11 protein-coding genes and 4 tRNA genes are annotated in these 9,281 nt (G+C 65.9%); 11 read left to right on the top strand and 4 right to left on the bottom strand.

From position 1 onward, the window contains the following. Positions 1-847, top strand: an 847-nt coding sequence (gene htpX / locus U9979_RS21910; protein ID WP_322780799.1) for a zinc metalloprotease HtpX, incomplete at its 5' end; no start/stop codon positions are given. A 331-nt stretch (positions 848-1,178) separates the two neighbouring features. Here the strand turns inward: htpX and U9979_RS21905 are convergent. Beyond that, positions 1,179-1,667, bottom strand: coding sequence for a YajQ family cyclic di-GMP-binding protein (locus U9979_RS21905; protein WP_322747899.1), 489 nt, complete (start codon positions 1,665-1,667; stop codon positions 1,179-1,181). A gap of 214 nt (positions 1,668-1,881) precedes the next feature. On the opposite strand from U9979_RS21905, the gene U9979_RS21900 reads away from it, so the two are divergent. Then, positions 1,882-1,966: transfer RNA gene (locus U9979_RS21900), tRNA-Tyr, on the top strand. A 262-nt stretch (positions 1,967-2,228) separates the two neighbouring features. Continuing rightward, a complete protein-coding gene (pyrE, locus tag U9979_RS21895) occupies positions 2,229-2,756 on the top strand; it encodes an orotate phosphoribosyltransferase (protein ID WP_322780798.1) in 528 nt (175 codons plus the stop codon). Between the two features lie 159 nt (positions 2,757-2,915). Here pyrE and U9979_RS21890 read toward each other — a convergent pair whose 3' ends face one another. Further along, complete coding sequence (locus tag U9979_RS21890) at positions 2,916-3,437, bottom strand: hypothetical protein (RefSeq protein ID WP_322780797.1); 522 nt, start codon at positions 3,435-3,437, stop codon at positions 2,916-2,918. A 75-nt stretch (positions 3,438-3,512) separates the two neighbouring features. Here U9979_RS21890 and U9979_RS21885 point away from each other — a divergent pair, with 75 nt between their 5' ends. Then, the gene (locus U9979_RS21885) at positions 3,513-3,641 is read left to right on the top strand and encodes a hypothetical protein (protein ID WP_322780796.1); all 129 of its coding nucleotides are present in this window, start codon (positions 3,513-3,515) and stop codon (positions 3,639-3,641) included. A 44-nt stretch (positions 3,642-3,685) separates the two neighbouring features. On the opposite strand, the gene U9979_RS21880 is transcribed toward U9979_RS21885, so the two are convergent. Next, positions 3,686-5,140 (bottom strand): GH25 family lysozyme, encoded by a 1,455-nt coding sequence (locus U9979_RS21880; protein WP_322780795.1) that lies wholly within the window; start codon positions 5,138-5,140, stop codon positions 3,686-3,688. A gap of 364 nt (positions 5,141-5,504) precedes the next feature. Between U9979_RS21880 and U9979_RS21875 the strand changes: the two genes are divergently transcribed. The 5 genes from U9979_RS21875 to U9979_RS21855 all read left to right on the top strand — a co-directional run bounded on the left by U9979_RS21875 (position 5,505) and on the right by U9979_RS21855 (position 7,023). After that, a tRNA-Thr gene (locus tag U9979_RS21875) sits at positions 5,505-5,577 on the top strand. Between the two features lie 86 nt (positions 5,578-5,663). Further along, positions 5,664-5,737, top strand: a tRNA-Met gene (locus tag U9979_RS21870). 100 nt (positions 5,738-5,837) lie between these two features. Further along, on the top strand, positions 5,838-6,002 hold the full coding sequence (rpmG, locus tag U9979_RS21865) for a 50S ribosomal protein L33 (protein ID WP_322747903.1): 165 nt from the start codon (positions 5,838-5,840) through the stop codon (positions 6,000-6,002). A 121-nt stretch (positions 6,003-6,123) separates the two neighbouring features. After that, complete coding sequence (locus U9979_RS21860; protein WP_322766165.1) at positions 6,124-6,585, top strand: FAS1-like dehydratase domain-containing protein; 462 nt, start codon at positions 6,124-6,126, stop codon at positions 6,583-6,585. Positions 6,586-6,594: 9 nt separating this feature from the next. Beyond that, positions 6,595-7,023 (top strand): MaoC/PaaZ C-terminal domain-containing protein, encoded by a 429-nt coding sequence (locus tag U9979_RS21855; RefSeq protein WP_322747905.1) that lies wholly within the window; start codon positions 6,595-6,597, stop codon positions 7,021-7,023. A 186-nt stretch (positions 7,024-7,209) separates the two neighbouring features. On the opposite strand, the gene U9979_RS21850 is transcribed toward U9979_RS21855, so the two are convergent. Further along, positions 7,210-8,418: a pyridoxal phosphate-dependent aminotransferase gene (locus U9979_RS21850; protein ID WP_322747906.1), complete on the bottom strand. Its 1,209-nt coding sequence runs from the start codon at positions 8,416-8,418 to the stop codon at positions 7,210-7,212. A 471-nt stretch (positions 8,419-8,889) separates the two neighbouring features. Between U9979_RS21850 and U9979_RS21845 the strand changes: the two genes are divergently transcribed. After that, a tRNA-Trp gene (locus U9979_RS21845) sits at positions 8,890-8,962 on the top strand. 30 nt (positions 8,963-8,992) lie between these two features. Next, positions 8,993-9,241 (top strand): preprotein translocase subunit SecE, encoded by a 249-nt coding sequence (gene secE, locus U9979_RS21840; protein WP_322747907.1) that lies wholly within the window; start codon positions 8,993-8,995, stop codon positions 9,239-9,241. Positions 9,242-9,281: the final 40 nt, after the last annotated feature.

Raw genomic sequence — 9,281 nt, 5'->3', positions numbered from 1 at the left:
TCTCAAAACCGTCGCCCTGTTGGGCGTGCTGTCTGCGGTGATTCTCTTTGTCGGTTCCCTGTTCGGGAGCCGTGGTTTGGCAATCGCGTTCATTGTCGCCCTGGGTATGAACGGGTTCTCGTACTTCTTCTCGGACAAGCTGGCTCTGCGCGCGATGCGGGCGTATCCGGTGAGCCAGGTTGAACAGCCACGCATGTACGCAATCGTTCAGGAACTCGCGACCCGGGCGAGGATGCCGATGCCGCGGCTCTACGTCAGCCCGACCGGGGCACCGAACGCGTTCGCCACCGGTCGCAACCCCCGCAACGCAGCCGTCTGCTGTACGTCGGGAATTCTGGAAATCATGGATGATCGTGAGCTGCGCGGCGTCCTGGGCCACGAGCTCAGCCACGTCTACAACCGGGACATCCTTATCGCGTCCGTCGCCGGTGCACTCGCGAGCGTCATCGTCTACCTTGCGCAGTTCGCGGCGATTTTCGGCATTGGTCGGGGTGAGGACGACGACGGTCCGGGCATCCTGGAGATAATGATCCTCGTCCTGCTGGGACCGATCGCCGCGACGATCATTCAGCTCGCCATCAGCAGGTCCAGGGAGTATCAGGCGGATTCCTCCGGCGCGACGTTGACCGGTGATCCGCTCGGCCTCGCGACAGCCCTGCGCAAGCTCGAGGCTGGCACCGCTGCCCGACCGCTCCCGCAGACTTCCCAGCTTGGACCTGTATCGTCGCTCATGATCGCGAACCCGTTTCGGGGCGGTGGGGTTGTCCAGCTGTTCAGTACCCACCCACCCATGGACCGTCGGATCGAGCGGCTGGAGGAGATGGCTCGGTTGGACCCCTACCGTTGAATCTCCGGGGGAAAGTCGTACTCTGAAAAGGCTAGCAGACCTGAGCGTGTAAGATCATCAATCTGGCCGGCACCTGGCGGCCGGTCGAAGGAGCGGGCGTCATCTGGCGAAGCGATCGTGGCTTTCGTATCGCCGAAGACGCCGGGCAACCCGTAATCCCTGACCCGCGGCGAGGCAAACCCCCCAGGCCTCGCCGTGCAGCGCCCCGCCCGAAACCCCCCATCGGGCGGGGCGCACCTTCCTCTGCATGATCTACGCCCGTTGGCCCTGCTGACCTGTGTGTGGCCGCCGGGCGTGCGAGAAGGGCGATGATCGCACGCCCTTTGGCCGGCTAGCGGTAGTTGACGAACTGGAGCGGTAGTCCGAAATCAGCTTCTTTGAGAATCTGGATGATGTGCTGGAGGTCGTCCCGCTTCTTGCCGGTGACCCGGAGTTGATCTCCTTGAATCTGGGCCTGCACACCTTTCGGGCCGTCGGTCCGGATCTTTTTCGAGATCGCTTTGGCCTTGTCGTCGGCGATGCCCTGTTGCACGGTCACCACCAGCCTGTACTCCTTGCCGGACTGAGTGGGCTCCTCGTGCTGTAGCGCTTTGAGCGAGATGCCACGCTTGACCCACTTCTCCTGAAGGACATCCAGTACGGCCTTCACCCGTTCTTCGGTGCTCGCGGTGAGCAGGATGGACTCTCCGGACCACGCTGCTGACGCGCCGGTGTCGCGGAAGTCGAAGCGGGTCCCCACCTCCTTGGCGGTCTGGTTGACGGCGTTGTCGATCTCCTGGCGGTCGACTTTGCTCACGATGTCGAACGACGGGTCCGCCACGGTGAAGTGCCTCCTTCTCGTCGCCGTTACCTGCGCGTAGGCATAGGATCTTCGCATCCTCGCCCAGCGCCTCGGGTGAGGGTAGGGCCCGATCCCTGATCCCGAGTCTGCCCGCGCCCGCGTAACCCGGCACACCCCCGTTCGTGCCTCGCCGCCCACGTCGGTAGCACCGGTTGTCGGCCACGACGGTCCATCCCGTATGCTGTACACCAACGGCAGGTTGCCCGAGTGGCCAAAGGGAGCGGTCTGTAAAACCGCCGGCTCAGCCTACGTTGGTTCGAACCCAACACCTGCCACCACCTCCCGGGTATCCCGGATCACACTGCCGCACAGGCCCTGAGCGATGCTCGGGGCCTGTCTGCGTCCGTCCGACGCTCGCCGGCCCATGTACCCACCACGTGGGCTACGGTCGCGCCCGCCTCGGCAGCGGACGCTGTAGGTGGTAATGGTCGCTGCGGTGACCGTTTCTACCTACGCTCCGGCCTCGGTAGCGGAGGCGGTAGGTGGTTTCGGTCGCTGTTGTGACCGAGACCACCTACCCGATCTATAGAGTCCGCAGACATGACTGACACCGGCACGCTTGCCGCCCGCGTCCGGGCCGTGTCGCATCTGACCGGTCTGTTTCTGCTGCGTTCCGGGCGGACGAGCGGCGAGTACTTCGACAAGTATCTGTTCGAGGCTGACCCGGCGCTGCTCGCCGGGATCGTCGACGCGATGCGTCCGTTGCTGCCCGCGGACACGGACGTGCTGGCCGGTCTTGAGCTCGGTGGTATCCCTCTGGTCACCCTGCTGTCCCAGCGGACGGGAATGCCGGCTCGGTTCGTCCGCAAGAAGGCCAAAGAGTACGGCACCTGTCGGACCGCCGAGGGCGGGACAGTCGAGGGCCTGCGGGTCGTGCTCGTCGAGGACGTCGTGACCAGCGGCGGTGCCATCCTGGACGCGGCCCGGGTCCTGCGGGAGCAGGGCGCGATCGTGGAACATGCCCTGTGCGTGATCGACCGTCAGGAGGGCGGGCGGGACAACCTCGCTGGAATCGGACTCGACCTTCGGCCGGTGCTCACCCGCGCTGATCTGGACGCCGTCGCCTGAGGTTCCCGCCGGCTGAAGGCGCCCACTACCGGCGCCCGCTACCAGCGGCCGGAACCGCCGCGTGACATCTTTGGACGCGTGATCTCGGTGGTCATGGCAAATCGTGCAGCGACCTGATGGATCCGCTGTGATCACGCGTCCGTCGACCGACCCGATGGATCAGATTCGAGGTGATACGTCCGGGCCGGACCGGGAGGTTCCAGTCGGGCCGGGCCGGGATGATCCGGTGTATTCCGGCCGATCCGCCCGCGTCTGAGCCCGGTCGCTATCGGGGTATGGGTCGTAGGAGTCGCGCGGCGGTGCGTCGTACCTGGTCAGTTCGTAGATCGCGAGCACGTCGAGCCCGATGAGGACGAGCGACCAGCCTGGGAAGATCGCGAGGAAGGCGAGCTGGGCGATCGCGTTGATTCCGCACATGGCGATGCCCAGCCAGCGTGCCCATTGTTTGCCTGTGATGACCGCGGCAGCGGTGCCGATCTGGACGATGCCCATGCACAGCAGCAGCCAGCCCCAGAAGTCCAGATCCTGGTAGATGACGGTGTTGTTGGCCGTGATGAGGACGGCGTACTTCCTGAGTGCGGCGATTCCATAGATGATGTTGTGGAAGCCGGCGATGAAGATGATGACTGCGGCAAATACCAGCCATCCACGATCAGTGTGCGCAGAGCGTGCCCGTTCCATGCGAATCCTCCCCGGAGCCTGACGGGACGGTGAGCCCTCCTTGGCATGCCCTCGTGCTGCCCAGGACATGCCCCGTTGCCCGACATCCCCGTCCGGGACCAGGTGTACGACGGCTCCGGCAGGTCTGCAACGGCGGTGTGGTTCCGCCTGTGGTTCCGCCTGTGGTTCCGCCTGGCGGGTGCGGATCCCGCCCTCGGCGGGTGATGTGCGCCGCCCCAGACGGTCGCCCTGTGTGCCAGATCCCCTGTTCAGGGGCGGATCGTGCTGACCGAGTTGGTGGCCTCGTCCCAGCGCAGCCAGCCGTACTGGAAGGCGCTCTCGCGTCCGCCGTCCACCGAGTACTCATCACTGATCGGCAGGCCCAGGTCGGAGCCGGCAGCGCCGAACGCCAGGTAGCTGCGCAGGATCGACCCGTGCACCTCGTGCGCGCCGGTGGAGCGGCTCCAGTAGATCCGACCGCCCTGGAAGACCGACTGGCGGCTGCCAGCAGCCTCCGCGTCAACCTCATCGCTGGTTGGCCGGCCCAGGAGGCTGTTGCTGCCGCCCAAGGCGAGGTACCGGACGCTGATTCCACCGTGTACCTCGTGGACGTCGGTGGCAACAGACCAGAAGAGCAGTCCCTTCTGGAACTGCCTCCACCGCCCGCCGCCGCCGGCGGGTCCTTCGTTCCGGATGGGCACCGCGAGCAGCGAACGTACTCGAGCCTCCGCGTTGTAGCGCTTGTCGATCTCGCTGGCCCGTCCGTCAGCACTGAGCGTCAATGATCCGGCGCTGCAGCAGAAGACGTTCATGTCGATGTTTCCGGCGATACCGGGGACGCTCGCGGACGACGTGTACTGCCATATCGACCATTTTTGCCAGCCACCGGGCAGGGGTCCGGGGGACGAGGCGGCGTTGTAGATGGCGAACCACAACGGGTAGCGGGAAAACAATGTCGTGTTCTTCATGACATCGGTCCAGAACGACCGATAGGTGTACAGGATCGGAGCCCGCCCGGTTTTGGTCTCGATCTCCTCCAGGAAGGCCTGAGCCCATGCGGCGAGCTGGTCGGCAGATAACCCGCCCCGCGCCTCGAGATCGAGGACGGGCGCCAGTTGGCCCGCGGAGCGGGTCGGTCCGGTGATGGCAAGGAAGCGGTCCGCTTGGTCGACCGCCGTCGCGATCGGCAGCATGGGCCGCGCGTAGTGGTATACGCCGACGGCGAGGCCAGCCTGTCGCGCGTGGTCACGATCAGTGGCGAAGTAGGGGTTGGCGTAACTGTTACCCTCCGTCGCCTTGATGACGACGAAATCGATGCCCGCCGAGCGGACCGCGTTCCAGCCGATCTCCGTGCTGCCGGGGTGCTGCCATGACGAGATGTCCACGCCCCGCGGCCAGCCGGCCGGGATGGCCAGCGCCGAGCGGGTTCGGGTTGGCGTCCCCTCGCCGGGTGGCGCGACGGTCGTGCCTTCGCCCAGGGGCACGTCGTCGGGCGAGACGTAGTCCCGGCGGAGGTCTACCGCGGTGACGTGTGCTGCGGTGACGTGTGCCGCGGTGACGTAGGCGGCGGTCAGATCGCCTGAGACGCCGGCGCTCGCGGCCGTGATGAGCGTCACCACGGCAGTGGCAGTGATCGTCTGTGCGACCGTCCGCGTGGGACGCCGTTGCCGGGGCGTCGGCGATCGGCCCGGATCATCGTGGTGGCGGGTGGTGGGAGGTGTCATCTGCATGGGGCTCCCTGGCAGGTGGGGTGGACTGGCCGATGGGTGATCCCGGATGACAGCCTCGCTCGACCGCTGACTACGCTAAGCGCTTGACTCATTACTTACAGATATATTCACAGGTGCCGGATGGACTTTGTCGCTACTCACGGTTTTCAATCGGCCCGATTGGGCGAAACGTCGTAGCATTAGGTAGCACGTTGGCTTGGGATCTTGGCAGCTCTCGCTAAAGATCCACTTGTTGCGGATCGCCGGTGCCGATCGCCTGTCCCACGGGCGGAGATTCGCCGCGACCGGGGATCCGAGCTCGTCGGCGGGGTGCCGTCCCAAGCGCCGTCCTGTCGTGTAGCCTTAAGCGCGCGCACATGCCCCTTTAGCTCAGTCGGCAGAGCGTCTCCATGGTAAGGAGAAGGTCTACGGTTCGATTCCGTAAAGGGGCTCTGTGGTAGCGGTCGGTAGTCGGGCAGCCGGCATCCGGCCGCTGCTCCGTCGGTGGGATTGATTGCTGACGGAGCTGATCCACCAAGGCGGTGTAGCTCAGCCAGGCAGAGCAAGCGGCTCATAATCGCTGTGTCGCCGGTTCAAATCCGGCCACCGCTACCGGTCGGGTCACGACCCGCCGAGGACGACGCGCGGTCGTCCCGCATGTCCAAAAGCTTTGGTTCGTTCTTGTCCGACCTGCAGGAAGAGGCACAGCACCGTGGCCGCCACCGATGTCCGTCCGAAGATCACCATGGCGTGTCAGGTGTGCAAGCACCGCAACTACATCACACGCAAGAACCGCCGCAACGACCCCGATCGCCTGGAGTTGCGCAAGTTCTGCCCGAACTGCCGGGCGCACACCGAGCATCGCGAGACCCGCTGACCCCTTGGCGGTCGCATTCGGTGCATGCGTCCTGTTCGGCCTGTCTGCCTGTCGGAGTAGTCCCGCGGGCCCAGGGCGCTTTGCTGCGCAACCCGCCACCACGGTGAGATCGGAGCATGCAATGCCGCTCAACCGGGATTTTGTCGGGCGCAGGTTTGTCGCTGACACATCGTTCCTGGTCGGACGCGAGCATATCCGGCAGTTCGCCCTGGCGATCGGCGAGGACAGTCCGCTCTGTTATGATCTTGATGCCGCCAAGTCCGCCGGCTACGTTGATCTTGTCGCGCCACCCACCTTTCTGACAGCGCTCAGTATGTGGCGGCCAGTCATTCCCACTCATGATCCCACGCTCGGCCTTGACTACTCACTGGTAGTGCATGGTGAGCAGCAGTATTCACTGCGCCGACCGGTCGTCGCCGGCGACGAGATTATGGTGTCGGGCACGATCACCGACATCCGAAACGCCGGCCGCAACGAATTGTTGATCAGTGACTACGAGTTCGTGACGACCGCTGGTGAGGTGGTGGCAGCGGCGCGGGCGTCGCTGGTCTCCCGCGGAACCGCCATGGCCGAGAAGGGCTGAGAGGCCACGATGGCGGCGACCGTTGCCTATGACGATGTCGAGGTCGGTACCCTCATTCCGGAACGCGAGTTCCGGATCCGCCGTGAAGATCTTGTGCGTTACTGTGGAGCGTCAGGCGACTTCAACGTGATCCACTGGAATGAACGGGCCGCTACCGAGGCCGGTCTGCCCGGAGTCATCGCACATGGGATGTACACCATGGCCAGCGCGGCACGGCTTGTCACCGACTGGGCCGGCGACCCCGGGGCGATCGTCGACTACGGCGTCCGCTTCTCGTCGTTCGTGCCGGTGCCGGACGACGATGCCGGTGCCGCGGTCGTGGTCAGCGGCGTGGTTGCCAAGAAGCTGGACGACAACCAGGTAGTGGTGAAAATCACGGTCCGGTGCGATGGAACCAAGGTGCTGTTGGGGTCGCGCGCTACCGTCCAGCTTTCCTGATCGATCCCCGGGACAATCCGCAGCCGATCCTTACGACCCATGACGGTACGACCCATGACGGTGTGTCGGGGAGTCCGGCGCGGCTCCTGGACACACCGTCAGTCGTGGGGGCTGTGGGGGCTGTGGCCTCCGGGCGCGCGATCTGACGATCATCGCGCGCCCTTTGGCCCTCTGGGCGACTTCTGGTCAGTCCGCCTCGGCCAGTAGATCGGACATGCGCCGCACACCGGTGGTCAGGTCGTCGTCGCCGAGCGCGTAGGACAACCGGGCGTAGCCGGGTGTCCCGAACGCCTCACCTGGCACGATCGCGACGCCGGCCTCCTCGAGGATGAGCGTGGTCAGGGCCGCCGAGGTTGTCGGGGTGCGTCCTCGCAGCGTGCGACCAATAACACCGAGCAACGACGGGTAGCAGTAGAAGGCACCTTCCGGCATCGGACACACCACGCCGGGGGTGTCGGAGAGCATGCGGTGCATGGTCTGGCGACGTCGGTCGAAGGCGAGGCGCATCTGGGCCACCGCGTCCAGCGGGCCGGCCACGGCTGCCAGCGCCGCCGCCTGTGCCACATTGGAGACGTTGGACGCGGCATGGGACTGCAGGTTGATGGCTGCCTTGACGGCATCCGCCGGTCCGATCAGCCAGCCGACCCGCCACCCCGTCATCGCATAGGTCTTGGCGACGCCGTTGACGACGATGCAGCGGTCGGCGATCTCGGGGACCTCTACCGGCAGTGAGGCGAAGCGGGCGTCGCCGTACACCAGGTGCTCGTAGATCTCGTCGGCGATCACCCACAGCCCGGCATCGGCGGCCCAACGCCCGATCGCCCGGACTTCCTCGGGTGTGTGTACGGCGCCGGTCGGGTTGGACGGCGAGCAGAAGACCAGCACCTTCGTGCGGGGGGTGCGAGCCGCCTCCAGCTGCTCCACCGTGACCCGGTAGCCCTGGTCGGGAGTGGTCACGACGTCCACCGCCGTGCCGCCGGCAAGCCGGATGGACTCCGGGTAGGTCGTCCAGTACGGAGCGGGCAGCAGCACCTCGTCGCCGGGGTCGAGGAGGGTCGCGAACGCCATGTAGACGGCCTGCTTGCCGCCGTTGGTGATGAGTACCTGGCTGGCGGGGACGTCGAGGCCGGAGTCGCGGCGGGTCTTGTCCGCCACCGCCTCCCTGAGCTCCGGTAGGCCGGCAGCCGGTGTGTAGCGGTGCATCTTCGGATCGCCGCATGCCTTCTCGGCAGCGGCGACGACATGGTCGGGAGTGGGGAAATCCGGTTCGCCGGCACCAAAGCCGATCACGTCCCGGCCGGCCGCGCGCAGCGCCTTCGCGGTCGAATCCACGGCAAGTGTCGCCGAAGGGGCGATGCCTCCGACGCGGTGAGAGATCCGGGTCATGACCGTCATGCTGCCACGCATACCGGGTTGCCCGCTCGATCATTGGGACGCTCCGTCCGGATCATGCCGGGGTGCCCGGTGTATCTGGACCAGGTGGCTGTGTGGGCGGTGACCGTTGGCCCTGCCGGTCGCGCGATGTCGCGCTATAATCGCGCGACCCCGGGCGGGTGAGAGTGGTCGGCGGTCAGCTGGGCAGTCGGTCCGGCCAGCCGATGTCCGGACAGCGACTGGCCGGCCAGCCGCTGTCCAGCCGGCCTCTTTCCGGCTAGCCTGAGGGGGCGGAGACGGTGAACCCGATCGCAGGCTCGCGGCTGTGGGCCGCGTAAGGGGCCGCGTAGGGAGTATGGTGGACGCGCTTGGGCTGTCATCCCCGTATGTAGCATCGCGGATGATCTTCAGGGTCACGTGATCTCCAAGGTCACGGTCGGGCCTGGGTTCGTTTCGACCGGCGATGCTGCCGCGGCGACGGTCGTGGTGTAAAGGGGCGTGGCTCAATTGGTAGAGCACCGGTCTCCAAAACCGGCGGTTGCAGGTTCGAGTCCTGTCGCCCCTGCGGTATCCGACGACCAGGTAGGTGGAGTGAGTGGCGACCGACACACGTGACGCGGCACCGCGGGCCGGCCAAGCGACCCGGCCGGCAGCCCGGCGCCGTACTTCGCCGCTGCGCTTCTACCGAGAGATCGTCGCCGAGCTTCGGAAGGTCATCTACCCGGGTCGAAGTGAACTGATCACCTATGTGGTGGTGGTGCTCATGTTCTGTTCGATCATGGTGGCATTCGTCGCCTCGCTGGACTTCGGTCTTACCAAGGCGGTGTTGGCGATCTTCGGTTGATATGAACCGCGGTCCGCGGACCCATGTCACCGCAACGCCC

Source organism: Protofrankia sp. Cas4 (assembly GCF_963555915.1).
GTDB lineage: Bacteria > Actinomycetota > Actinomycetes > Frankiales > Frankiaceae > Protofrankia.
The sequence above is the reverse complement of the archived record's forward strand: the minus strand, read 5'-3'. Positions and strand labels throughout refer to the sequence as shown.

Coding starts and splice junctions, on each gene's coding strand:
- U9979_RS21880 (WP_322780795.1), bottom strand. CDS start 5,140: ATGACACCTCCCACCACCCGCCACCACGATGATCCGGGCCGATCGCCG.
- U9979_RS21850 (WP_322747906.1), bottom strand. CDS start 8,418: ATGACGGTCATGACCCGGATCTCTCACCGCGTCGGAGGCATCGCCCCT.
- pyrE (WP_322780798.1), top strand. CDS start 2,229: ATGACTGACACCGGCACGCTTGCCGCCCGCGTCCGGGCCGTGTCGCAT.
- U9979_RS21890 (WP_322780797.1), bottom strand. CDS start 3,437: ATGGAACGGGCACGCTCTGCGCACACTGATCGTGGATGGCTGGTATTT.
- U9979_RS21860 (WP_322766165.1), top strand. CDS start 6,124: ATGCCGCTCAACCGGGATTTTGTCGGGCGCAGGTTTGTCGCTGACACA.
- U9979_RS21855 (WP_322747905.1), top strand. CDS start 6,595: ATGGCGGCGACCGTTGCCTATGACGATGTCGAGGTCGGTACCCTCATT.